This window comes from Pseudolysinimonas sp., from assembly GCF_051954455.1.
Lineage (GTDB): Bacteria > Actinomycetota > Actinomycetes > Actinomycetales > Microbacteriaceae > Pseudolysinimonas.
In genome coordinates this window covers 75092-97118 of the sequence record NZ_JBQCHS010000003.1, presented here as the reverse complement: position 1 = coordinate 97118, position 22027 = coordinate 75092, and the positions used below count along the sequence as shown (strand labels likewise).

The window sequence follows — 22027 nt, the reverse complement described above, 5'->3', positions numbered from 1 at the left end:
AAGCACCATGTCCGACCCGAACCTCCCCTCTCCTCCCGCCGGCGACTCCGAGACGCCGGTCACGCCGCCGCCGGCCGCGCCGGGCGGGCCGCAGAAGAAGTGGACCCGGTTCCTCACCCCCGTCCTCGCTCTCGTGGCCGCCCTCGTCGTGGGCGGCGTGATCGGAGGCATCATCGGTCACTCGACGGCCGAGGCGTCCCCGCAGCGGGCCGGGTTCGGGCAGAACGGCGGCGGCTTCCGGGGTGGGGAGGGATTCGGCGGACCGGGCGTCGGCGGTCAGAACGGCGGCGGCACCGGCGCGCAGGGCGGCCCCGCAGCGGGCCGCGGGTTCACCGCCGGCACCATCAGCTCCGTCGACGGCGACACGATCACCCTGAAGCTGCGCGACGGATCCACCGTCAAGGTCTCGACCTCCGACTCGACGACGGTCACGAAGACCTCCGCCTCGAGCGTCTCCAGCCTGAAGGCCGGCGAGACGATCACCGTCATCGGTCAGAAGGACTCGTCCGGCGACGTGACGGCGACCACGATCGCCGAGGGGCAAGCCGGCTTCGGCGGGCTCCGCGGCGGGTCCGGCGCTCCCCGCGGGGGGACGGCGGCGGGCTCGACCGACTGACCCTGCGATCCCTCCCCAGGCTCCCGCCGCCGCCGGTTCTCTCCCCCGGTGCGGCGGGAGCCGCCCGTGTCCGGGGCTCGACCTAGAGTCGTCGCATGGCCCGACCGACGACCGCATACGCGTGCTCCGAGTGCGGGTGGGCGGGCTCCAAGTGGTACGGGCGCTGCCCGGAATGCCAGGCGTGGGGAACCGTGGTCGAGAAGGACGCGCCGCGCTCCGCCGTCGCCGCGGCCCCCGTCTCCGAGTCGCGTGCCGCGCGCCCGATCGCGCAGTGGGGGGCGGAGGCGAGCACGCATGTGCCGAGCGGGATCGCAGAGTTCGACCGCGTCCTCGGCGGCGGCGTCGTCCCGGGCGCCGCGATCCTCCTGAGCGGCGAGCCCGGCGTCGGCAAGTCGACCCTGCTGCTCGAAGTCGCGTCGCGGGCCGCCCGTCGCGGGGTGCGCGTGCTCTACGTGAGCGCCGAGGAGTCGGCGAGCCAGGTGCGGCTGCGCGCGCAGCGCACCGGAGCGCTGGGCAGCGAGAACGGCGCCGACGAGCTCTACCTCGCCTCCGAGACCGACCTCGCCACCATCCTCGGACAGGTCGACGTCGTACAGCCGGAGCTGCTCATCGTCGACTCCGTGCAGACGGTGTCGTCCGCGCTGTCGGACGGCGCCGCCGGGCAGCCCGCTCAGGTGCGCGAGGTGGCGGGCACCCTCATCCGCGTCGCCAAGGAGCGCGGGCTCCCCGTGCTCCTTGTCGGGCACGTGACGAAGGACGGCACGATCGCCGGTCCGCGGCTGCTCGAGCACCTCGTCGACGTGGTCTGCCACTTCGAGGGCGACCGGCAGACCGCGCTGCGCTTCGTGCGCGCGCAGAAGAACCGCTTTGGCCCGACCGACGAGGTCGGCTGCTTCGAGATGACCGGCGACGGCATCGCCGAGGTGCCGGATCCGAGCGGGCTCTTCCTGTCGCGCTCCGGCGCCCCGGTCAGCGGCACGTGCGTTGCGATCGCGATGGAGGGCCGGCGGGCACTGCCGGTCGAGGTGCAGGCGCTCATCGTCGGCACCCAGGCGCCGCAACCGCGCCGCGTCGTGAACGGGGTGGACGCGTCGCGGGTCGCCATGCTGCTCGCCGTGCTCGAGCGGCGATGCGGGCTGCGCCTCTCGACATCGGACGTCTACGTCTCGACCGTCGGCGGCATCCGGCTGCAGGAGCCGGGCGCCGATCTCGCGATCGCGCTCGCCATCGCGAGCGCCGTCAGGGACCAGGCGTTGCCCGCGACGCTCGCCGCGATCGGCGAGATCAGCCTCGCCGGCGAGATACGACCGGTGAGCTCGGCGGTGCAGCGCGCGTCCGAGGCGAAGCGGCTCGGCTTCACCGGCCTCATCGACGGGGACGCCGGGGCGCTCCACGCAGCGATCCGCTCGGCGTTCGCCCGCACGGCGCCGGGCGAGCGCGTCGACGTGCCGGCGTTCTGACTCGAGCCGCCGCGCCGAGGCCGGGACGCGACGGAGGTCAGTTCAGGATGAACTGCTTCGTGCCCTTGGAGGTGATGTTCCCGAGCTTGACCTGCAGGTGGTAGCTCGCGCCGCCGCCCGTGACCGCAGTGGGGTTCGCCGCGCAGCCGCTCTCGGAGGAGCGGGTGCGGTTCCACGCGAACGGCGTCGTGGTGAGCGTCTTGCCGGGTTCGAGCGTCCGGACATCGGAGGTCGGATCCTGCTGGCAGGCCGTGGAGTTCCAGATCGTGTCGGCGCCGCTCGTGATGAGGTACTGCTGCGCCTTCGTGCCGACGTCGAGGCTGCAGGCCTTCGCGCTCGCATTGACGATCGACATCGACAGCTGCGGCTGCGCGTTGGCGGCGTAGCTGCTCGCATCGGTGATCGGCGTGATCGTCACGACGCTCGGATCGCAGGTGCCGGCGGCGGCCGCGGCGGTGCCGCTCGAGCTGAATTTCGGATCCGGGTTCGGCGGCGTGCTCGTCGCGGTCGGCGTCGGGGTCTTGTCGGTCGCCGCCTTCGAGTCGCCCTTCGGCGCGAAGACGATGAGCAGGATCACGACGATCACCGCGACGACGCCGATCAGCAGCAGCAGCCGGCGACGCCAGTAGACGTTCGGCGGCTGCGGACCCACGGGGTTGCGGATCGTCGACATGCGCACAGGGTACGACCGGGCCCGCAGGCAGCGGTCGCGCCTCGCCGCGCGTCGGGTGCTCTACAGGGTCTTCAGCATCCGGGTGTTGCCGAGGGTGTTCGGCTTGACCCGCGCCAGGTCGAGGAACTCGGCGACGCCCTCGTCGGGCGAGCGCACGAGCTCCGCGTAGACGTCGGGCGAGACGACGCCCTCCCCGATCTCGGCGTAACCGTGGGCGTGGAAGAAGTCGGTCTCGAAGGTGAGGCAGAAGAGCCGGGTGAGGCCGAGGTCCCGTGCGTCGTCCTCGATGCGGTCGAGGATCGCGCGCCCGACCCCGCGGCGACGCCATCCCTCGGCCGTCGCGAGCGTGCGCACCTCGCCGATGTCCTCCCACATGACGTGGAGGGCGCCGCAGCCGACCAGCTCACCGTCCGACGACTCGGCGACGCGGAACTCCTGCACCGCCTCGTAGAGGACGACGCGGTCCTTGCCGAGCAGGATGCGCTCCCGCACGAGCGGCTCGACGAGCCGCTCGATCTCCACGACGTCCGCGGTCCGTGCGCGGCGGACGCGGAGCTCGGGATGCGGCACCCCTCGACCCTACCCACCGCGCACGCGGCGAAGCGCCGGTGCGGCGTACCGCACCGGCCATTCGATGACCCCTGAGTGACCGGAGGTCAGCTCTCGATCGCGCCGACCGCCTCCGGGAGCTCCTCGCGGCCCGGCTGACGCCCGGTCGTGAAGACGAACTCCCCGTCGACGAAGTCGACGTGGACGTGGTCGCCCGCGACGAGCTCGTTGTGCAGGATCTTCTCCGAGAGCCGGTCCTCCACCTCGTGCTGCACCGCGCGGCGCAGCGGGCGGGCGCCCATCGCCGGATCCCAGCCGACCTCGATCAGCCGCAGCTCCGCCGCCTCCGTGACGTCGATCGTCATGTCGCGGTCGAGCAGACGGTCCGACAGCCGCTTGATGAAGAGGCCGACGATCTGCTTGAGCTCGTCCTGGTTCAGCTGCGGGAACACGATCGTCTCGTCGACGCGGTTCAGGAACTCCGGCTTGAAGTGCTTCTTCAGCTCCTCGACCACCTTGGCCCGCATCGCCCGGTACGAGTTCTCCTGGTTGCCCTCGATCGTGAAGCCGACCGGGCCGCCCGTGATGTCCTTCGTGCCGAGGTTCGTGGTCATGATGATCACGGTGTTCTTGAAGTCGACGACGCGGCCCTGACCATCCGTCAGACGCCCCTCCTCCAGGATCTGGAGCAGCGAGTTGAAGATGTCCGGGTGCGCCTTCTCGATCTCGTCGAAGAGCACCACCGAGAACGGCTTGCGGCGCACCTTCTCGGTGAGCTGTCCGCCCTCCTCGAAGCCGACGAATCCGGGAGGGGCGCCGAACAGCCGCGAGACCGTGTGCTTCTCGCCGTACTCCGACATGTCGAGGGAGATCAGTGCGCCCTCGTCGTCGAACAGGAACTCGGCGAGCGCCTTGGCGAGTTCGGTCTTCCCGACGCCGGTGGGGCCGGCGAAGATGAACGAACCGCTCGGACGCTTCGGGTCCTTGAGGCCGGCGCGCGTGCGGCGGATGGTCTTCGAGAGGACCGAGATGGCCTCCTCCTGACCGATGACGCGCTCGTGCAGGGCCTTCTCCATGAAGATGAGGCGCGAGCTCTCCTCCTCGGTGAGCTTGAACACCGGGATGCCGGTCGCGTTCGCGAGGACCTCGGCGATGACTCCCTCATCCACCGTGCCCGACGCGGCCACGTCACCCGACCGCCACTGCTTCTCGAGGCGCAGCCGCTCGCCGAGCAGCTTCTTCTCCTCGTCGCGCAGCGACGCGGCCTTCTCGAAGTCCTGCTCCTCGATCGCGGCCTCCTTGCTGCCGCGGACCGTGGCGATCTTCTCGTCGAAGTCGCGCAGCTCCGGCGGCGCCGACAGGATCGACAGGCGCAGGCGCGCGCCGGCCTCGTCGATCAGGTCGATGGCCTTGTCCGGCAGGAAGCGGTCGCTCACGTAGCGGTCGGCGAGGTTCGCCGCCGCGACGATCGCCCCGTCCGTGATCGACACCTTGTGGAACGCCTCGTACTTGTCGCGGAGTCCCTTGAGGATGTTGATGGTGTGCGGCAGCGACGGCTCCTGCACCTGCACCGGCTGGAAGCGGCGCTCGAGCGCGGCGTCCTTCTCGAAGTGCTTGCGGTACTCGTCGAGGGTCGTGGCGCCGATCGTCTGCAGCTCGCCGCGGGCGAGGAGCGGCTTGAGGATCGAGGCCGCGTCGATCGCGCCCTCCGCCGCGCCCGCGCCGACGAGGGTGTGGATCTCGTCGATGAAGGTGATGATGTCGCCGCGGGTGCGGATCTCCTTCGTCACCTTCTTGAGCCGCTCCTCGAAGTCGCCGCGGTAGCGGGACCCGGCGATGAGCGAGCCGAGGTCGAGCGTGTAGAGCTGCTTGTCCTTCAGCGTCTCGGGCACCTCGCCGCGGACGATCGCCTGCGCGAGGCCCTCGACGACGGCGGTCTTGCCGACGCCGGGCTCGCCGATCAGCACGGGGTTGTTCTTCGAGCGGCGGGAGAGGATCTGCATGACCCGCTCCATCTCCTTCTCGCGCCCGATGACCGGGTCGAGCTTGCCCTCGCGCGCGGCCTGCGTCAGGTTGCGGCCGAACTGGTCGAGGATCTGGGAGCCCTTGTCGGGGGCCGCGTCGGTGCCCCCGACGGCCACCTGCTCCTTGCCCTGGTAGCCGGAGAGCAGCTGGATGACCTGCTGGCGCACGCGGTTGAGGTCGGCGCCGAGCTTCATGAGCACCTGGGCGGCGACACCCTCGCCCTCGCGGATGAGGCCGAGGAGGATGTGCTCGGTGCCGATGTAGCTGTGGCCGAGCTGCAGCGCCTCGCGGAGCGAGAGCTCCAGCACCTTCTTGGCGCGCGGGGTGAAGGGGATGTGGCCGGTCGGCTGGGTCTGCCCCTGGCCGATGATGTCCTGGACCTGCTCGCGGACCGCGTCCAGCGAGATGCCGAGGGACTCGAGCGCCTTGGCGGCGACTCCCTCTCCCTCGTGGATCAGTCCGAGCAGGATGTGCTCGGTCCCGATGTAGTTGTGGTTGAGCATCTTCGCCTCTTCCTGGGCGAGGACGACCACCCGGCGGGCCCGGTCGGTGAAACGCTCGAACATGATGGAAACCTCTCGTCGGCACCGGTCGGGCGGTGCCTTGCATCGAGAGTAACGACGGGGTCCCCCCGGGGGATCCCGTGTTCGCCGTGGGCGTGAGGGCGGTTGCGCGGAGCCCCGCGTCGCCGTAGCTTATCGATATTCGTTATTAACGATGATCGATAAGGAGTCGATGATGTCCCGCCTCCGGCAATGGAACACGGCCAGCCTCCAGCTGCTCTCGGCAGGCGCGCTGGCCGCCGGCGCGTACCTCGCCATCCGGCTCGCCCTCCGCCTCACCGAGGTCGTGGGCAACCACCGCATCCCGTTCACTGTCGCGTTCGCCGAGCGCACCGCGCCTGTCCCGGTCGGTGCGGTCGACGTCCCTGTCGCCGTCACGGAGGGGATCGTGCACGCCGGCGGGCTGCCCGCGGGCATCGTCGTGTTGGTGGCGATCGGGGAGCTGCTCCAGGCCGGGACGCCGATCGCCGTGCTGGTGATGTTCGCGATTCTGTGCTGGCGGATGGCGCGAGGACTCGTCTTCGACCGACTCAACGCCCGACTGGTGTCGGTCTCCGGAGCGGTCATCACGGGCGGGCTCCTGATCGGCGCGTTCGTCGCCCACATGGGGACGAACTACGTGGTCGCGGAGCTCAGCGGTCGGACGACGGGTCGGATCGACAATCCGTCGATGTTCGACTGGGTCCCGCTGTCGATCGGGATCGGCGTCATGCTGCTCGGGTCGGCGTTCGAGGTCGGCACGCGGATGCAGCGCGACACCGACGGCCTCGTCTGATGCCGCCGGCCGAGGAGTTCGACGCCGGGCGCATCCACGTCCGGCTCGATGAGCTGCTCGCCGAGCGCGGGATGACGCTCACCGAGCTGAGCTCCCGCGTCGGGGTGAGCCTGGTCAACCTGTCGGTGCTGAAGAACGGACGCGCCCGCGCCATCCGGTTCTCCACGCTCACCGCGATCTGCGACGCGCTCGACTGCCAGGTGGGCGACCTGCTCATCGTGCTGCCGGTGGCGCGGCGACCTGAGGAGCACCGCTCTTAGGAGCACCTCAGAGCGGCGGAGCGACCGTGGGCGCACGCCCTCCCTCCCGATCCTCCTCAGCACCTGGGGCCTCGATCCCGTCGCACTCGGCGCGGCGATCGCGGCCGCGCTGCTGTACCTGGCGGGCGTCCGGCGGGTTCGCCGCGCAGGAGGCAGCTGGCCGCTGCGCTCGACGCTCCTGTTCCTTCTGCTCGGGCTCGGCTCGTACCTCGTCGTCACGTGCAGCGTGCTCGGGGTCTTCAGCGGAGCGCTGCGCTGGGCGTTCACGACCCGGATCGCGCTGCTGCTGCTCGCGGTGCCGCCCGCGATCGTGGCGGGGCGGCCGATCGCGCTGCTCCGGGCATCGCTCGGACCGGTCGGACTCCACCGGCTGGAACGTGTGCTGGGCTCGCGGCCCATCCGCATCGTCGGCAACGCGATGGTCGGGGCGGTCCTCTCCGCCGCGCTGTTCACCCTGTTCCTGACGCCGGTCGCGGGGATCGCGCGCGGCACCCCCGCCATCGACGGCGCTCTCTCGGTGGCGGTCCCCGTCGTCGGGCTGCTCACGGTGCTCCCGATCGCCGAGGACACCGCGAACCGCTCGTCCCTCTTCCTCACCGCGGAGTTCCTGCTGGCGTTCGTCGAACTCCTCATCGACGCGATCCCCGGCATCGTGCTGCGCCTCAGCCCGGTCGTGCTGGACCACGGACCCCGGATCGTCGAGGCGTTCGCCTGGTGGCCGAGCCCGCTGCGCGATCAGCAGCTCGCCGGCGACCTGCTCTGGTGCATCGCGGAGGGCGCGGACCTGCCGATCATCGTGCTGCTGCTGGTGCGGTGGGCGCGATCCGACCGGCGGGAGTCGCGGCGCTTCGACGAGCTGACCGACGAGCAGCTCGACGAGCTCAACCGCGAGCACCTCGGACGCTGGCGCGAGAGCCAAGGCGGCTGAGCCGCACACCGGCCACGCGCCCCCGCGACGGTTGTCGAGATGCCGCTTCCGGTCGCTCAGCTCGACGGATAGCGGCCGCAATCGGCATCTCGCCGCAAGATCCGGGCACGATAGGGGCGTGAGCAATCTCGAGGCCGAGCCGGCGGAGCTGGTGTGCGACGGAGCGGAGCAGGCGCGGCGCATCGAGGTGCTCGAGCCGCGCGACGTGCCGCTCGGCGGGCCGCGCGCGAGCCACGTGCGCCGCACCCTCCCCCAGCGCGCCCGCTCGCTCATCGGTGCGTGGTGCTTCGCCGACTCCTACGGCGGCACCTTCGCCGAGACGGCGAGCGACCGGCCGATGGACATCCCGCCGCATCCGCACACCGGTCTGCAGACGGTGAGCTGGCTCTACGAGGGCGAGATCGAGCACCGCGACTCGGTCGGGAGCCGGGAGCTGATCCGACCCGGCCAGGTGAACCTCATGACCGCGGGGGCCGGCATCCAGCACTCCGAGGAGTCGACGCCCGGTTCGGCGCGGCCGCACGGCGTCCAGCTCTGGACCGCGCTGCCCGACAGCGCCCGGCAGCACGCCCCGTTCTTCGAGCACCACGTGCCCGAGCCGATCGCGGTCGGCGACGCGACCCTCCGGGTCTTCGTGGGCGCGCTGCACGGCTCGACCTCGCCGATCACCGCGTTCACGCCCTTGCTCGGCGCGCAACTCGACCTCCCGGCGGGCGCCCGCGTCGAGCTGATCGTCGACCCCGCCTTCGAGCACGGGCTGCTGGTGGATGCCGGCTCGCCGACGTTCGAGGGCGTCGCGATCCCGCGGCACCACCTCGGCTACGCGCCGACCGGCGCCGCGACGCTCACGATCGGCGCCGGCGACGAGCCGCTCCGCGCGCTGCTGCTCGGCGGCGTGCCGCTCGGCGAGCGGATCGTCATGTGGTGGAACTTCATCGGCCGCAGCCACGACGAGATCGTCGCGTACCGCGAGCGGTGGCAGGCCGAGGTCGTGGGAGGCGCCGACAAGGCGGGGCTGTTCGGCTGGATCGACGGCTGGGACGACGGCACCGCGCTGCCGGCCCCCGAGCTCCCGAACGTCCGGCTGCGCCCGCGCGACCAGCCGTCCTAATCGAGGTCGAGGCGCGGGTCGGCCCCGTCCCACACCAGGTCGGCGAGGTAGGGCCGGCGCATGGTGTGCTCCGGATTCCAGGCGTGGAACGCGATCACCGTCGACCCGTCGTCGCGGGTGAGGACGGAGCAGTGCCCGGGACCCGGCAACCCGGCGATGGCGGTGCTCAGCACGGTCGGGTGGCGCGTCGGCGCATGGTGCCACGGGCCGCGCGGAGAGCCGGCCACGGCCGACGAGACGCCGTACCCGGGCCCCTCCCAGGAGCCGCCGGAGAAGAGGAGCACGAGATCCTGGCCGCGGCGGACCACGGTCGGACCCTCGAGCGTCCACCAGTCGGCACGGCGGCCGTAGAGGTCCCGATCCCGCTCGAAGATCTGCCACGGCGAATCGGGTGCGAGCACCGGCGAGACCTCGCCGAGCCGGGTCATCCCGTCCAGCGGAGCGACGGCGAGATGGGTGCCGCGACGCTCGGCGTCGGGGACGTCCCGGGCGAAGAACAGCCACCATGCGCCGTCGGCGTCGAGGAACGGGCTCGCATCGATCGCGAAGGACTCCCCCGGCGTCAGGTCGAGACCGAGATCCCGGAACGGCCCCTCGGGACGATCCGCTCGCGCCACCCGCAGATGATGACCCTCGATGTCCCGGCCCACGGAGTAGTACATCCAGTACGCACCGTCGGCGGCCGCGACCTCCGGCGCCCACACGTCGCGACCGAGCTCACCCGGCACCCCCTCGAGCACGGACCCGAGCTCCGTCCAGTGCGCCAGGTCGTCGGACACCAGCGCGATCGCCGTATCCTCCGGGCGGCCCGGGTCGGGCGTTCCGTAGAGGTAGAAGCGGCCGCCCGCCTCGAACAGGAACGGATCGGCGAGATAGCCGTCGTGAGCGAGTCGGATCGTCACCGCACGGCTCCCGCGGATCGCCGCGCGGTCGCGACCACGTCGACGAAGGCCGTCGCGCTCGCGTCGGGCACCCGGTGCAGGACGCCATCGCGCTCCTCCAGGCGCGCGAGTCCCATACGCCGGAGGTACGGCTCGATCGATCCGGATGCCGCACGTTCGGCGACGACCTCGGGCGGCACCTGGAACTCCTCCACGTTGCGGCCCCCGGCCGCCCAGGACCAGTCGACGAAGTCGACGAGCGGCCACCAGGTGTACCCGCGGAGGTCCATGCCCTCGCCGCGCAGCCGATCGACGGTCGCCGTCGACGACCGCAGCCAGGCCGAGCGCGTCGCGGGGTCGCCCTCGATGCTCGTCTCGGTGACCACCATGGGGAGGCCCCAGCGCGCCTCGGCCGACCGGAGCACCCGCTCGAGTCCCTCGGCACCCGCGTCGACCGCGCGCTGCACGACGCGACCGCCGCTGTGCTCCAGCACGCGGGGCGTGAGGTCCGGGTAGTAGTTGACGCCGAGCACGTCGATCCGAGCCGGCGCGGCGCGGAGCTCCGCGAGTGCGGCCGGATCGGCACCGTGCGCACGGAGCCAGTGGCCGTCGTCACCGTCCGGGTCGACACGGCCGAGGAGGAGATCGGTCGGGATGGTGGCGATCCGCTCCAGGAGGGCACGCTCGGCGTGCAGAGCGGAGTCGTCCGTGGCGTAGAGCGCCGAAGCCTCGACGTGCACGACGACGGCATCGGGATCGGCGTCCCGGATCGCCCGGACCGATCGCGTCATCCCCAGCGCGATACCGACCGCGACCCGCACCCATCCGTCCCACCCGGTCAGGGCCGGGGGCCAGATCCCGCGGAGTCCGCTGAACGATGCGGTGGTCACGGGCTCGTTGAACGGGGTGATGGCCTCGACGACCCCGCGGTACCGTTCGGCGAATCGTCCGGCGAACTCGGCGGCGGCGTCCGGGTAGGCGGGATCGGCGAAGGCGCCCTCGACCCAGGTCGGGGCCCCGTAGTGCACCAGGTCCGCCACGACCGTCAGACCGAGGTCGTGGGCGAACCCGATCCGCTCGTCCAGGTCGCGCCAGTCGAACCGGCCGGGCGCGAGATGCACCCGCGGCCAGAGCGCCCCGTAGCGCAGCCCGTCGCAGCCGAGGTCGCGCACCCATCGGAGGTCGTCGCGCCAGTTCGCGTCGTGTCCGGTCAACGCGATCTCGTCGAGAGGCGGCATGCCGTATCGCGCCGGCGGGTAGACGCAGGTGTCCTCGATGCCCGTCAACCAGGCGAACGTGCCCGGGGCGAATGCCGCGCTCATTTGATCCCGGTCGTCGCGACACCCGCGACGAAGTAGCGCTGGGCGAGGAAGAACGCGATCGCGATCGGCAGCAGCGAGATCGTCGCACCGGCGAGCAGCACCGCGTGGTCGGTGACGTGCGCGCCGCCGAACAGGGTGAGCCCGGCCGGCAGCGTCTGCATGTCCGGCGAGCTGGTCACGACGAGCGGCCAGAGCAGATCGTTCCAGAGGTTCATGAAGTTGAGGACCGCGACGGTCGCGAGCGCCGGCTTCACGAGCGGCAGGATCACGGACCAGTAGATCCGCAGATGTCCGGCGCCGTCGATCCGCGCCGCCTCGTCGAGCTCGGTCGGGATGCTGATCATCGATTGGCGCAGCAGGAAGATGCCGAAGGCGCTCGTCGCCCGCGGCACGATCAGCCCCTGATAGGTGTCGAGCCAGCCCAGGTGGAACAGCTCGATGAAGACCGGGATGAGGGTGACCTGGAAGGGCACCATGAGCGTCACCAGCACGAGGACGAAGCAGACCGTCCTCCCTCGGAAGCGCAGGCGTGCGAGCGCATAGGCGCTCAGCGAGTCGAACACGAGCGTGAGGAGGGTCGTCCCCCCGGCGAAGACCACCGTGTTCAGGAGGAGCCGCAGGAACGGGAGCTGCTGCCACACGCTCTCGTAGCCGTGCAGGGTGATGCTCGTCGGTAACAGGCTCTGCGGATGCGAGAACAGGTCCTGCTCGCTGCGGAACGATCCGGACACCATCCACACGAATGGCACGAGCGCGAGCACCACTCCGACACCGATGAAGACGCGGACGGCGACGCGGTTGACGACGGCGCCGGCCGGGACGTGCGGCCGCCGTCGGAGCCGCTCAGTCGACATCGTCGTAACGGAAGAAGCGGAGCTGCAGGGCGGAGATGATCATGATGATGGCGAAGAGCACCCAGGAGATGGCGGCGGCGTAGCCGGTCTTGTAGTCGACGAAGCCGGATCGGTAGAGGAGATTGACGAGCGAGTCGGTCGTGAACAGCGGCCCCCCGCCCGTCATGACGTAGACGAGGTCGAAGACCTGGAACGACTGGATCGTGAGGATGAGGGTCGCGAACAGCAGCGTCGGCCGGATGCTCGGGATCGTGATGTAGCGCACGAGCTGAGCTCGCGAGACGCCGTCCAGCCGCGCTGCCTCGTAGCGATCCACAGGGACGGCCTTCAGGCCGCCGACGAAGATGATCATCGAGAATCCGACGCTCTTCCAGACCCCGACGAAGATGACCGAGGGCAGCGCGAGCCCCGGCGTGTGGAGCCAGTCCACCGGGGTGAGGCCGACCATGTCCATGAGGCCTCCGAGGAGCCCGATCTTCGGGTCGAGGAGGAACTTCCACACCAGGCCGATGCTGACGAGCGACACGATCGTCGGGAAGAACAGCGCGGAACGGACGATGCGGGTCAGGAGGTTCTCGCCCTGCAGCGCGAGGGCGAACAGGAAGCCGAGGACCACGAGCAGCACCACCGACGCGACCGTGTAGATCAGGGTCACGCCGAGCGCATTCCAGAACCGGGAGTCGTGGAACAGCGCGATGTAGTTGCCGAGCCCCAGGAACGTCTGCTGGTCGGCTCCGACGGTCCAGTCGAAGAGGCTGTAGTACAGCGACTGCAGGATCGGCCAGAGCACGAAGACGCCCAGGATGAGCAGGCTCGGGGCGAGGAAGAGCAGTCCCGGCACCCACCGGCGGCGGCGGCGCCGGGAGGCCGGGGCCGGAGCCCGGTCGGGTCGCCCCGGCCGGACTCCGGTCACCGTGCCGGTGCTCACGACGCCGTGCAGCCCGTCAGCTGGTTGATCGCGCTCTGCGCGGTCTTCGTCGCGGTGGCGACGTCGGTGCCGCGGGTGATCTGGCCGATGAGGGTTCCGTAAGCGTCGGAGTCGACCTTGGTGGCGTTCGGTACCTGCGGCAGGTAGAGCCTCGAGTGCGGCACCTGCGACGCGAAGACAGAGATGACCGGGTCGGCCTTGAGCTCCGGGTCGTCGGCGAGGTCGGTGCGCAGCGGCGGGAAGCCGGTGCCGAGCGAGAACTTCTTCTGCACGGACTTGCTCGTCCAGTAGGCGAGGAACTCCTGCGCCTCCTTCGCGTGCTTCGTCTTCGCCGAGATCGCGAGGCCCGCGGTCGAGCCGAGCGTCACATCGCCGTCGACGCCGGTGGGGACCTTGACGATACCGAGGTCGATGCCGGCCGACTTGTAGCCCGGGGCCGCCCAGGGTCCGTTGATCTCCATGGCCGCCTTGCCCGCCGAGAACTGCGAGTCGGCCTCGGCGCCGGTCAGCCCGACAGGCGAGATGCCGTCTTTCGAGACGAGCTCCGCCCAGGGCTGGAGACTCTTCTGGCCGGCCGAGGTCTGCACGACGCTGCAGTTCTTCGAGTCGACGATGTCGCCTCCCGAGAGCCACTGCAGGATCGGCCACATCTGGATGGTCTGGTTGTCGGCCAGGACCAGCCCGGACTGCGTCTTGCCGCCGTCCAGAGTGAGCTTCTTCGCGTCCTCCTGCAGCTCGGCGACGGTGACCGGGGGCTGGGCGATTCCGGCCGCCGCGAGCATCTTCTTGTTGTAGTAGAGGCTCAGCGTCGCGAAGTTCGCGGGCACCGCGTAGAGCTTGCCCTTGTAGGTGAACTCCTTGACCGTGCCGGGAGCCAGCTGGTCGACGTTGATCCGGGTCGTGCCGGATCCCGTGTCGGTGATCGGGAGGACCGAGTTCGTCTTGACGTACTGGGCGATCGCGTTCGGGTCGGAGCTCGGCGTCGCGATGTCGGGGCCCTGCCCGGTCAACCAGGCCGACGGCAGCTTCTGCTGGATGGTGTCCCAGGGCTGCACCGTCATCGTGACGTGGATGTCGGGATGCGAGGCGTTGAAGTCCTTGACGATCTGGGCGTAACCGGGGCGATCGCCGCCCGTGAAGCCGGTCCAGACCGACAGTTCGACCTTGCCGCCGGACGACGCCCCGCCGCCGCCCGAGCACGCCGCCAGGAGCAGCGCGAGCGCCACTCCGCCCGCGGCCGCAGCGGCCGTTGTCTTCTTCATGGGTTCTCCTTCGAACGTGGATGATGCAGGTGGCTGTGCCGGGGGGTGGTCGGTCAGCCGGGATTCCGGCAGCCGCAGGACTCGCGGATGCGGAGCTCGGGTGCCGGCGTGCTGCCGGCAGCGGGAACGGGATCGCCGGCGACGAGCCCGACAAGCAGCTCGGCCGCCTCGCGGGCCATCTCCTCGGCGGGGACGTGCACGGTGGTGATGCCGGGCGTCGTGGAGCGGGCCAGCCCGAAGTCGTCGAAGCCGACGACCGCGACGTCGGCCGGGACCTCGAGCCCGGCTGCGCGGAGCGCGCGCATCCCCCCGAACGCCATGTCGTCGTTGGCGAAGACGACGCCGTCGAACGGGGCGCCTTCGCGCTGCAGAGCAGCGATCGCGGCAGCACCGGACTCCTCGGAGAAGTCGCCTTCGACCACCACGCCGTCGATGCCGGCCTCGCGGGTCGCCTCAAGGAAGCCGTCGCGACGGTCCACGCCCGTCTGGTGGTCGAGCGGGCCCGTGACGTGCACGAGACGACGGCGGTCGTGCTCCTCGATCAGATGACGCGTGATCGTCCGCGAGGCCGCGACGTCGTCGATCCAGATGCTCGTCGCGTCGGGGAGCTCGGGGAAGCTGCCGATGAGCACGACCGGGAGTCCGCTGGTCGTGAGCCGCGCGACGTTCGGATCCCCGATCGCGGCGCTCGTCACGATGGCACCGTCCGCGCTCTGCGAGCGCAGCACCCTCTCGTAGGCGGTGATGCCGTCGGCCTCGTCGGCGTTCGTCGCGACTAGCAGCTGCGCGTCGTGCCGGTTCGCGACCGACGCGACCCCGGTGAGCACGTGCATGAAGTAGAGGTGGCCGAACACGTGATGGGTCGTGTTCGGGACGACCACCGCGATCGCGCCGGAGCGTCGCCGACGCAGCGCGCGCCCCGCCGAGCTCGGGACGTAGCCGAGATCCGCGGCCGCCTCGCGCACCGCCGCCTTGGTTTTGTCGCTGATGCGCGGGCTGCCCGCGAGCGCCATGGAGACCGCCGCCGGGGTCAGCCCGACCCGCGCCGCGATGTCGCGCAGCGTGACGCGGGCCGTCGGCGTGGGGATCGGGGACATCTTCCGCTTCATCGTTAAAGCATGCCGTCCCAAGGATTCGGACGATCGTGCGGTGGCCAGGTCGGTGCGGTGCGCGAGTGCTTAATCGTTTAAACACTCAGCACTTCGATCAGTATGCTTCACCGGCGTGACGCCCGTCAAGAACGATCCCCGGGCGGCCGTCCAAGAACGATCGCGAGGGGCGGCGGAAGGTCAGGAGTCGGACCGCTCCGCGGCGACCTTGGCGCGCTCCTCCGCCTCGATCCTGGCGTAGGCGCGACGCTCGTCGCGGTCGGCGCGGACGATCATGCGGATCACGAACCAGAAGATCAGGCCGACCACGATCGTGGGCGCGACGGACCAGATGATCCCGCCCCAGAGGTCCGTCGGCATGCGGTCAGCCTACGCGGCGGGGCTGAGGCGATGCTGCGTGCTCGCTCGGCACAGCGGCACTCCTAGTGCGGAGTGAGGAAGAACGCGACGGCGACCACGACGATGATGACCACGAGCCCCGCGTACATGACGATGCGCGAGGTCCGGCGGTCCATCAGCCGCCCTTCTGGACGATGCCGATGAGCCCGTTGACGATGAGGTAGACGGCCGCGCCACCGGCGACGACCCAGATCACGATGCGTGTCGACGAGGGGAGCTTGCGACCGCCGCCGGGATCCGACATCAGTACCCCTCGGGCTTCGTGGCGACGCCGTCGAGCCACAGCCGGTCGGAGGCGTCGCGGTGCGATCCCTCCGACCCGACATGCGTCGCGTCGATCCGATCGCCCTGGGTGATCACGCGCCAGAGGGCCATCGCATGTCCGCGCCCGAGACCGTAGTCGGCGGCCAGCCATTCGACGACGGCTACGGCCTTCACGCCGGGCTGGTCGAAGCCGCGGTCGTGCGCCAGCTCGACCAGGCGGCGGGGCGTGAGTCCGGTCTTCGCCTCGATCGTGTCGAGGTAGGCCTGGAACGACATGCGGCGATCCTACGCGGACGTCTCCGGCCCCTACTTGACCAGAGGGAAGAGGATCGTCTCGCGGATGCCGAGGCCGGTCAGCGCCATGAGCAGCCGGTCGATGCCCATGCCCATGCCGCCCATCGGGGGCATGCCGTGCTCCATCGCGGTGAGGAAGTCCTCGTCGAGGCGCATGGCTTCGAGGTCGCCGCGCGCGGCCTGCTGCGCCTGCTCCACGAAGCGCTCACGCTGGATGACGGGGTCGATGAGCTCCGAGTAGCCGGTCGCGAGCTCGAAGCCGCGCACGTAGAGGTCCCACTTCTCCACCACACCCGCGGTGGTGCGGTGGTTCCTCACCAGCGGGGAGGTGTCGACCGGGAAGTCCATGACGAACGTGGGACGGTGCAGCGTGCCCTTGACGAAGTGCTCCCACAGCTCCTCGACGTACTTGCCGTGCGTCGGGAGCTTGACCTCGACCTCGTTCGCCGCGGCGAGCGCCTCGAGCTCGGCCAGCGGGGTCTCCGGCGTGATCTCGACGCCGGCCGCCTCGGAGAGGGACGCGTACATGCGGATGCGGTCCCACTCGCCGCCGAAGTCGTACTCCGTGCCGTCGGCCCAGGTCACGACGTGCGAGCCCGACGCGGCCTCGGCCGCGTCCTGGATGAGCTCCTGCGTGAGCCGCGCGATCGAGTCGTAGTCGCCGTAGGTCTCGTACGCCTCGAGCATCGCGAACTCCGGGCTGTGGGTGGAGTCGGCGCCCTCGTTGCGGAAGTTGCGGTTGATCTCGAAGACGCGCTCGATGCCGCCGACGACCGCGCGCTTGAGGAAGAGCTCCGGCGCGATCCGCAGGTACAGGTCGGTGTCGAACGCGTTCGAGTGCGTGACGAAGGGGCGCGCCGCGGCGCCGCCGTGCATCGTCTGGAGCATCGGCGTCTCGACCTCGAGGAAGTCGTGCCGGGCGAAGGTCGAGCGCAGGCTCGCGACCGCCTTGGCGCGGGCGCGGACCGTGAACCGCGCCTGCTCGCGCGCGATGAGGTCGAGGTAGCGCTGGCGCACCCGCGTCTCCTCCGAGAGCTCGGAGTGCAGGTTCGGCAGCGGCAGCACGGCCTTGGACGCGATGCGCCAGTCGGTCGCCATGATGCTCAGCTCGCCGCGGCGGGAGGAGATCACCTCGCCGTGCACGAAGAGGTGGTCGCCGAGGTCGACGAGCTCCTTCCAGCGCTGCAGCGACTCCTCGCCGACCTTGTCGAGCGAGACCATGGCCTGGATGCGGGCGCCATCGCCCGACTGCAGCGCAGCGAAGCAGAGCTTGCCGGTGTTGCGGAGGTGGACCACGCGGCCCGCGACGCCGACCTCGACGCCCGTCGCCTCGTCGGCGTGCAGGTCGGCCCAGCGCTCCCGCACCTGCGGGATGGTGTGCGTGACCGGCACGCCGACCGGGTAGGCGTCGCCGTCCTCGGCGATGAGGCGCTCGCGTTTGGCGAGGCGGACGGCCTTCTGCTCGGCGATGTCGATGGTGCCGGTCTCGTCGTCGCTCATGGCGGGCCTCTAGCTCAGGTGGATGGCGTCGTTGTCGATCAGCCGTGCGCGGCCGACCTGTGCGGCGATCAGCAGGCGCGCCGTGCCGCGGAACGCGTCGTCGACGGGGCGGAAGGTACGCGGATCGACGACGGCGAGATAGTCCAGCTTAACGAGGTCGTCGGCCGCGATCTCCGCACGGGCGGCGTCGGTCGCGGCCGCGAGGCCCCGCTCCCCCGCCGCTGCCGCGGCGTCGAGGGCGCGGCGGAGCGCGACGGCCGCCGCACGGTGCGCGTCGTCGAGGTAGCGGTTGCGGCTGGAGAGCGCGAGACCGTCGCCGGCGCGGACGGTCTCCACCGGCTCCACGACCACCGCGATGTCGAGGTCGCGCACCATCCGCTGCACGAGGAAGAGCTGCTGCGCGTCCTTCTGCCCGAACAGGACGTGGCTCGGGCGGACGATGTGGAGCAGCTTCGCGACGATGGTCAGCACGCCGTCGAAGTGCCCGGGTCGCGACGCCCCCTCGAACGTGTCGGCGACGGGGCCGGCGTGCACCGTGACGGCGGTCGGTCCGTCCGGGTACATCTCGGAGGCGTCCGGTGCGAAGACGAACTCCACCCCGCGGGTGGCGAGCACCGCGAGATCGCCGGCGAGATCGCGCGGGTACTTCGCCAGGTCCTCGGCGGGGCCGAACTGGGTGGGGTTGACGAAGATCGACACGACGACCGTCTGGGCGACCTCCCGCGCGCGATCGACGAGCGCCAGGTGCCCCTCGTGCAGCGCGCCCATGGTGGGGACGAGCGCCACCGCCCCCCGGCCCGCGAGCGCGGAGCGCATCCCGGCGATGGTCGTGACGACGACCGGCTCGGCCACGTGGGCTCCCTCCGCGCGCCCGTCGGGCGCCCCGTCGATGCTAACGAGGCCGCGGCGTAGGCTGCCGACTCGTGGCCGCTCCCGTGCTCCCCCGATCCACTCCGACGGCGGAAGGGGTCGACCCCGCCGCCGTCGCCGCCTTCGTCGACGCCGCCGAACGCGAGCGCGCCGGCGTGCACAGCCTGATGGTCGTGCGCCACGGCGCGGTGATCGCCGAAGGATGGTGGGCGCCCTTCGCGCCCGACGTGCGCCATCAGGTGCACTCGGTGTCGAAGAGCGTCCTCTCGACCGCGATCGGCATCGCGCAGGCGGAGGGCATCCTCTCGATCGACGAGCCCGCGGTGGACTTCTTCCCCGGCGTCGAGGGGCCGCGGGACGTGCTCCTGCGGCACCTCCTCTCCATGTCGAGCGGGCACGACGAGGACACCATGGGCCTCATGCGCGCGCTGCCGGGCGAGGACTGGCCGCGCCTCTTCTTCGCGTCGCCCTTCCTCTTCCCGCCCGGGGAGCACTTCGTCTACGACTCGGGCGGCAGCTACGTGCTGAGCGCCGCCCTGCAGTCGCGGACGGGTGTGACGTTGCCCGAGTTCCTCGAGCCGCGGCTGTTCGCGCCGCTCGGCCTCGACACCCCGCCGTGGGCCGCCTCGCCCGCCGGCGTCAGCCTCGGCGGCACCGGGCTCGGGCTCCTCACCGAGGACATCGCGGTGCTCGCCGAGCTGTACCGCCGCCGGGGAGAGTGGAACGGGCGGCAGCTCGTGCCCGCCGACTGGATCGAGGAGGCGACGCGGTCGCACGTCGACGACGGCCCGAACGCCGCGGCCGACTGGGCCCTCGGCTACGGATTCCAGTTCTGGCGCTCGCAGCACGGCTACCGGATGGACGGCGCGTGGGGGCAGTACGGACTCGTCATCCCGGAGCTCGACCTGGTGGTCGCGATCACGGCCGGGGCGATCGACAACGCCACCGTGCTGCGGCTCGTGTGGGAGCACCTGCTGCCGGGCGTCGACCGCGCGCGCGGGACGGACGCGGGCGGCCTCGACGACGCGGCGCTCGGCGAGCGGCTCGCGCACCTCGACCTCCCGGCCCCGTCGTATCGCGCGACCGCGCCCGAGGTCGCTGCGCGGCTGAACGGCATGCCGATCGTGCTGCCCTTCACGTCGCTGCACCTCTCGACCGTGACGCTGCACCTCGACGGCGACCGCACCGTGCTGGAGACCGTCGGCACCGACGGCGCGGTCGAGCGCATCGACGCCGCGCGCGACGCCTGGCTGCCCGGCGCCACGGCGATCTGGCCGCATCCCGAGCTGACCGGAAGCCGCACCGGCAGCCGCGCGGGGTGGGTCGACGACACGACGTTCGAGTTCCACGAGCAGTGCATCGAGTCGGCGGCGGCGCGCATCTGGCGGTTCGAGACCGGGTACGGGGCGGACGACGACGTGCGCGTCACGGTCGGCCTCGACCTCCCGTTCTGGAGCTCGCGCACGGAGCGCGTGGTCGGCCGGCTCGGCATGCTCGACTGATGCCGGGCGCCTGGGCCGGGACCGCGGAGGCGTACGCGACCTCGTTCGCGCTGCTCTGCGCCGGCGCGGTCGACCCGCTCCTCGACGCGGTGGAGCTCCGGATGCCGGGGCGCGGCACGCTGCTCGACGTCGGCACCGGGCCCGGGACTGTCGCCCACGCGGCCGCCTCCCGCGGCTGGCGCGTCGCGGCCTCCGATCCGGAGCAGGACATGCTCGCCGTCGCGGAGCGCGGGGGCGGCGGGGTGCGCTACGCCCGCGCCGCGCTGCCCGGGCTGCCGCACCCCGACGCCGCGTTCGACGCGGTGACGGCGAACTTCGTCGTGAATCACACCGCGCGCCCCCGCGACGCGATCGCCGAGCTGGCGCGGGTCGCGCGCGGCGTCGTCGCGCTGACGATCTGGCCGCGCGGGCGGACCGTGTTGAACGGGCTCTGGTCGGGCGTCGTCGCCGACGCCGGCGCCGTGTCGCCGCCCGGCACGGCCCTCGCCCCCGGCGACGACATCGACCGGACCGAGGAGGGCCTCGCGGCGGAGCTCGCCGCGGCCGGCCTCATCGACGTCGTCGCCGCGACGCCGACCTGGGACTTCGCGATCGCGCCGGAGGTGCTGTGGCGCGGGGTCGCCGGCGGGGCGGGGACGATCGGGACGACGTACCGGGCGCAGGACGACCCGACGCGCGCGCGGATGCACGACGCGTACCTCGCGCGGACGGCGGAGCTCGTCGGCGCGGACGGGGTCCTGCGGTTCCCGACCGCGGCGCTGCTGGGCGTGGGGTCGGTGGCCGGGAGGGGCTGATCAGTCGCCGGCGACGAGCTCCTCGAGGGCCGCGCGCACGAGGTCCGGGTACTCGACGTGCGGTGAGTGCCCGCACGCCTCGAGCACGAGCTCGGTCACGGTGCCGCCGCCGTCGCGGTACCGGCCGAGCACCGCGCGCGTCTGCGCCACCATCGGCTGTGCGGGGGCGACGTCCACGCCCGGCCACCCCGGCACGACCCCGAGCGCGCCGAGCTGGTTGAGGTCGAAAAAGGAGGCGTCCGCGACGATGGCGTCGCTGTCGCCGTGCACCCAGAGGATCGGCGGCTTCGGCGAGATCGCGGCGATGCCCGAGAGGTCGAGGTGGTCGGGGGTCATCGTGTTGAGCACCCCGCGGTCGCCGGGCGCGAAGCCCGGCCAGTTGTCGCTCGGCCGGCTGTCGCCCGGGTAGTTGTCGACGCCGGTCGCGGTGGAGAGCATCGACTCCACCCACAGGTCCTCGTAGGCGTCGGCGTGCCCGGCGTGCACGTACGCCGTGCGGTACACTGTCCGCGGGGAGGCGGGCCCGTCGCCCGTGTCGCCGGCCTGGAGCGCCGCGACGAAGTCCGGGTTGCCGCCCCCGCCGCCCGATCCGGCCGCATCCGGGGTGAGGAGCGAGCCGTCGAGCGCGGTCGCGCCGAACCCGTACGGCGACACGGGCGCCTGCAGCGCGAGCGACGCGACCGAGTGGTCGAGCGCGTACTGGAGCACGACTCCCCCGCCCATGCTCCAGCCGAACAGGTGCGGATCGCCCGCCAGCCCGAGCGCACCGACGGTCTCCGCCAGGTCGTCGGCGAAGTCGCGCAGGCCCCGGGTCGCATCGACCGGGGTCGTCTCGCTGTCGCCGAAGCCGCGCAGATCGACGGCGACCACGCGCCACGACGACGGCAGCGAGAGCATGAAGGGCTGGAAGAACGCGGCCGACGAGACGTTGCCGTGGACGAGCACGACGGGCGTGCCGTCCGCGGCGTCGCCCGGGCGCTCGAGGATGTTCGTGCGGAGCCGCGCCGTGGGGATCTGGCGGGCGGTGATGCCGGGGAGCAGAGTGGACACGGGGTCACGGTAACGCCGGCGACCCGCTCGGGGAAGGG

General features: G+C 71.5%; 23 protein-coding genes. 8 read left to right on the top strand and 15 right to left on the bottom strand.

Annotated features, from left to right (window positions below; genetic code table 11):
* The first annotated feature begins 7 nt into the window (after positions 1 to 7).
* Together ACTHM3_RS01560 and radA are read left to right on the top strand one after the other, a co-directional pair.
* Positions 8 to 616, top strand: coding sequence for a DUF5666 domain-containing protein (locus ACTHM3_RS01560; protein ID WP_440404327.1), 609 nt, complete (start codon positions 8 to 10; stop codon positions 614 to 616).
* 95 nt (positions 617 to 711) lie between these two features.
* Positions 712 to 2076 (top strand): DNA repair protein RadA, encoded by a 1365-nt coding sequence (radA, locus tag ACTHM3_RS01555; protein ID WP_440404326.1) that lies wholly within the window; start codon positions 712 to 714, stop codon positions 2074 to 2076.
* Positions 2077 to 2113: 37 nt separating this feature from the next.
* Here the strand turns inward: radA and ACTHM3_RS01550 are convergent, their stop codons facing one another.
* From ACTHM3_RS01550 to ACTHM3_RS01540, 3 genes are all read right to left on the bottom strand, one after another.
* Positions 2114 to 2749, bottom strand: coding sequence for a hypothetical protein (locus ACTHM3_RS01550; RefSeq protein ID WP_440404325.1), 636 nt, complete (start codon positions 2747 to 2749; stop codon positions 2114 to 2116).
* Positions 2750 to 2809: 60 nt separating this feature from the next.
* The gene (locus ACTHM3_RS01545) at positions 2810 to 3319 is read right to left on the bottom strand and encodes an amino-acid N-acetyltransferase (protein WP_440404324.1); all 510 of its coding nucleotides are present in this window, start codon (positions 3317 to 3319) and stop codon (positions 2810 to 2812) included.
* A gap of 86 nt (positions 3320 to 3405) precedes the next feature.
* On the bottom strand, positions 3406 to 5889 hold the full coding sequence (locus ACTHM3_RS01540) for an ATP-dependent Clp protease ATP-binding subunit (RefSeq protein ID WP_440404323.1): 2484 nt from the start codon (positions 5887 to 5889) through the stop codon (positions 3406 to 3408).
* Positions 5890 to 6061: 172 nt separating this feature from the next.
* Here ACTHM3_RS01540 and ACTHM3_RS01535 point away from each other — a divergent pair, with 172 nt between their 5' ends.
* From ACTHM3_RS01535 to ACTHM3_RS01520, 4 genes are all read left to right on the top strand, one after another.
* On the top strand, positions 6062 to 6661 hold the full coding sequence (locus ACTHM3_RS01535) for a hypothetical protein (RefSeq protein WP_440404322.1): 600 nt from the start codon (positions 6062 to 6064) through the stop codon (positions 6659 to 6661).
* Entirely contained in the window at positions 6661 to 6921 is a 261-nt protein-coding gene (locus ACTHM3_RS01530) for a helix-turn-helix domain-containing protein (RefSeq protein WP_440404321.1), read from the top strand. Before ACTHM3_RS01535 ends, ACTHM3_RS01530 begins: the two co-directional genes overlap by 1 nt.
* 49 nt (positions 6922 to 6970) lie before the next feature.
* Positions 6971 to 7849, top strand: coding sequence for a cytochrome c oxidase assembly protein (locus ACTHM3_RS01525; protein WP_440404346.1), 879 nt, complete (start codon positions 6971 to 6973; stop codon positions 7847 to 7849).
* A 118-nt stretch (positions 7850 to 7967) separates the two neighbouring features.
* On the top strand, positions 7968 to 8960 hold the full coding sequence (locus tag ACTHM3_RS01520) for a pirin family protein (RefSeq protein ID WP_440404320.1): 993 nt from the start codon (positions 7968 to 7970) through the stop codon (positions 8958 to 8960).
* Here the strand turns inward: ACTHM3_RS01520 and ACTHM3_RS01515 are convergent.
* From ACTHM3_RS01515 to panC, 11 genes are all read right to left on the bottom strand, one after another.
* Positions 8957 to 9862, bottom strand: a complete 906-nt coding sequence (locus tag ACTHM3_RS01515; protein ID WP_440404319.1) for a glycoside hydrolase family 43 protein — start codon at positions 9860 to 9862, stop codon at positions 8957 to 8959. The genes ACTHM3_RS01520 and ACTHM3_RS01515 overlap by 4 nt on opposite strands.
* Positions 9859 to 11163: a family 1 glycosylhydrolase gene (locus tag ACTHM3_RS01510; RefSeq protein WP_440404318.1), complete on the bottom strand. Its 1305-nt coding sequence runs from the start codon at positions 11161 to 11163 to the stop codon at positions 9859 to 9861. The genes ACTHM3_RS01515 and ACTHM3_RS01510 overlap by 4 nt, the downstream gene beginning before the upstream one ends.
* Entirely contained in the window at positions 11160 to 12017 is an 858-nt protein-coding gene (locus ACTHM3_RS01505) for a carbohydrate ABC transporter permease (RefSeq protein ID WP_440404317.1), read from the bottom strand. The genes ACTHM3_RS01510 and ACTHM3_RS01505 overlap by 4 nt, the downstream gene beginning before the upstream one ends.
* Positions 12007 to 12945, bottom strand: coding sequence for a carbohydrate ABC transporter permease (locus ACTHM3_RS01500; protein ID WP_440404316.1), 939 nt, complete (start codon positions 12943 to 12945; stop codon positions 12007 to 12009). Before ACTHM3_RS01500 ends, ACTHM3_RS01505 begins: the two co-directional genes overlap by 11 nt.
* Positions 12942 to 14207 carry an ABC transporter substrate-binding protein gene (locus ACTHM3_RS01495; protein WP_440404315.1) on the bottom strand — a complete coding sequence of 422 codons (1266 nt, stop codon included), beginning with the start codon at positions 14205 to 14207 and terminating at the stop codon, positions 12942 to 12944. The genes ACTHM3_RS01500 and ACTHM3_RS01495 overlap by 4 nt, the downstream gene beginning before the upstream one ends.
* A 53-nt stretch (positions 14208 to 14260) precedes the next feature.
* Positions 14261 to 15316 (bottom strand): LacI family DNA-binding transcriptional regulator, encoded by a 1056-nt coding sequence (locus ACTHM3_RS01490; protein WP_440404314.1) that lies wholly within the window; start codon positions 15314 to 15316, stop codon positions 14261 to 14263.
* 180 nt (positions 15317 to 15496) lie between these two features.
* Entirely contained in the window at positions 15497 to 15676 is a 180-nt protein-coding gene (locus tag ACTHM3_RS01485; protein WP_440404313.1) for a hypothetical protein, read from the bottom strand.
* A 154-nt stretch (positions 15677 to 15830) separates the two neighbouring features.
* Positions 15831 to 15959: a hypothetical protein gene (locus ACTHM3_RS01480; protein ID WP_440404312.1), complete on the bottom strand. Its 129-nt coding sequence runs from the start codon at positions 15957 to 15959 to the stop codon at positions 15831 to 15833.
* Positions 15959 to 16255, bottom strand: a complete 297-nt coding sequence (locus ACTHM3_RS01475) for a DUF4287 domain-containing protein (RefSeq protein ID WP_440404311.1) — start codon at positions 16253 to 16255, stop codon at positions 15959 to 15961. The genes ACTHM3_RS01480 and ACTHM3_RS01475 overlap by 1 nt, the downstream gene beginning before the upstream one ends.
* Before the next feature lie 30 nt (positions 16256 to 16285).
* Positions 16286 to 17773 carry a lysine--tRNA ligase gene (gene lysS, locus ACTHM3_RS01470; protein ID WP_440404310.1) on the bottom strand — a complete coding sequence of 496 codons (1488 nt, stop codon included), beginning with the start codon at positions 17771 to 17773 and terminating at the stop codon, positions 16286 to 16288.
* 9 nt (positions 17774 to 17782) lie between these two features.
* The gene (gene panC, locus ACTHM3_RS01465; RefSeq protein WP_440404309.1) at positions 17783 to 18625 is read right to left on the bottom strand and encodes a pantoate--beta-alanine ligase; all 843 of its coding nucleotides are present in this window, start codon (positions 18623 to 18625) and stop codon (positions 17783 to 17785) included.
* 71 nt (positions 18626 to 18696) lie between these two features.
* Here panC and ACTHM3_RS01460 point away from each other — a divergent pair, with 71 nt between their 5' ends.
* Together ACTHM3_RS01460 and ACTHM3_RS01455 are read left to right on the top strand one after the other, a co-directional pair.
* Entirely contained in the window at positions 18697 to 20145 is a 1449-nt protein-coding gene (locus ACTHM3_RS01460) for a serine hydrolase domain-containing protein (protein ID WP_440404308.1), read from the top strand.
* Positions 20145 to 20939, top strand: a complete 795-nt coding sequence (locus tag ACTHM3_RS01455) for a class I SAM-dependent methyltransferase (RefSeq protein WP_440404307.1) — start codon at positions 20145 to 20147, stop codon at positions 20937 to 20939. The genes ACTHM3_RS01460 and ACTHM3_RS01455 overlap by 1 nt, the downstream gene beginning before the upstream one ends.
* Here ACTHM3_RS01455 and ACTHM3_RS01450 read toward each other — a convergent pair whose 3' ends face one another.
* On the bottom strand, positions 20940 to 21989 hold the full coding sequence (locus tag ACTHM3_RS01450; RefSeq protein ID WP_440404306.1) for an alpha/beta hydrolase: 1050 nt from the start codon (positions 21987 to 21989) through the stop codon (positions 20940 to 20942).
* Positions 21990 to 22027: the final 38 nt, after the last annotated feature.

Bases quoted from the DNA above. Each gene is read 5' to 3' on its own strand.
- ACTHM3_RS01490 (WP_440404314.1), bottom strand. From the start codon at position 15,316: ATGAAGCGGAAGATGTCCCCGATCCCCACGCCGACGGCCCGCGTCACG.
- ACTHM3_RS01560 (WP_440404327.1), top strand. From the start codon at position 8: ATGTCCGACCCGAACCTCCCCTCTCCTCCCGCCGGCGACTCCGAGACG.
- lysS (WP_440404310.1), bottom strand. From the start codon at position 17,773: ATGAGCGACGACGAGACCGGCACCATCGACATCGCCGAGCAGAAGGCC.
- ACTHM3_RS01480 (WP_440404312.1), bottom strand. From the start codon at position 15,959: ATGTCGGATCCCGGCGGCGGTCGCAAGCTCCCCTCGTCGACACGCATC.
- ACTHM3_RS01485 (WP_440404313.1), bottom strand. From the start codon at position 15,676: ATGCCGACGGACCTCTGGGGCGGGATCATCTGGTCCGTCGCGCCCACG.
- ACTHM3_RS01530 (WP_440404321.1), top strand. From the start codon at position 6,661: ATGCCGCCGGCCGAGGAGTTCGACGCCGGGCGCATCCACGTCCGGCTC.
- ACTHM3_RS01475 (WP_440404311.1), bottom strand. From the start codon at position 16,255: ATGTCGTTCCAGGCCTACCTCGACACGATCGAGGCGAAGACCGGACTC.
- ACTHM3_RS01455 (WP_440404307.1), top strand. From the start codon at position 20,145: ATGCCGGGCGCCTGGGCCGGGACCGCGGAGGCGTACGCGACCTCGTTC.
- radA (WP_440404326.1), top strand. From the start codon at position 712: ATGGCCCGACCGACGACCGCATACGCGTGCTCCGAGTGCGGGTGGGCG.
- ACTHM3_RS01510 (WP_440404318.1), bottom strand. From the start codon at position 11,163: ATGAGCGCGGCATTCGCCCCGGGCACGTTCGCCTGGTTGACGGGCATC.
- ACTHM3_RS01495 (WP_440404315.1), bottom strand. From the start codon at position 14,207: ATGAAGAAGACAACGGCCGCTGCGGCCGCGGGCGGAGTGGCGCTCGCG.
- ACTHM3_RS01535 (WP_440404322.1), top strand. From the start codon at position 6,062: ATGTCCCGCCTCCGGCAATGGAACACGGCCAGCCTCCAGCTGCTCTCG.
- ACTHM3_RS01505 (WP_440404317.1), bottom strand. From the start codon at position 12,017: ATGTCGACTGAGCGGCTCCGACGGCGGCCGCACGTCCCGGCCGGCGCC.
- ACTHM3_RS01540 (WP_440404323.1), bottom strand. From the start codon at position 5,889: ATGTTCGAGCGTTTCACCGACCGGGCCCGCCGGGTGGTCGTCCTCGCC.
- ACTHM3_RS01550 (WP_440404325.1), bottom strand. From the start codon at position 2,749: ATGTCGACGATCCGCAACCCCGTGGGTCCGCAGCCGCCGAACGTCTAC.